Origin of the sequence: Hyphomonas sp. UBA3601, from assembly GCF_002375605.1 — a bacterium.
Taxonomy (GTDB): Bacteria; Pseudomonadota; Alphaproteobacteria; order Caulobacterales; family Hyphomonadaceae; genus Hyphomonas.
Genome location: NZ_DFME01000021.1, coordinates 13,348 through 13,793, shown reverse-complemented (window position 1 = coordinate 13,793; position 446 = coordinate 13,348). Strand labels below are relative to the sequence as shown.

Genomic DNA, 446 nt, shown 5'->3' with positions numbered 1-446 from the left:
TGGGGATCGGCTTCCTGAAGATCTACCGCCAAATCCGCATGGCCCTGGCCCAGAGGCAGCCACGGCTTGGCATCGCTGAAACCACAATATGTATCGGCGCTGGCCCAGGGCATTGGCGTGCGAGCGCCATCGCGGCCGAGCGTGCGAGGCCAGTTCGCGATTGCTTCAGGGTCCTGCAAATTCTCAAACGCAATCTCCGCCTGCGGTAGGCCAAGCTCCTCGCCTTGATAAAGGATGGGATTTCCGCGCAGGCAAAACAGCAAAGCTGTGGTCAATTTGGCCCGAACAACAGGATCGGCACCCTCCAACCAGCGGCTGACACACCGCGGCGCATCATGATTTGAAAAGGCCCATGATGGCCAGCCCTCTCCTGGCGCGCCAAGCCAGTTGCTTTGGGATGTGGCTATCGCTTCGGCTCCCAATCGCTTCGCATAGAGGAAATCGAA

The 446-nt window shown here is 59.4% G+C and carries 1 protein-coding gene; it reads right to left on the bottom strand.

From position 1 onward, the window contains the following. A partial coding sequence (locus tag B4F73_RS01855) for an alpha-amylase family glycosyl hydrolase (protein ID WP_290482374.1) occupies positions 1–446 on the bottom strand: 446 nt, incomplete at both ends.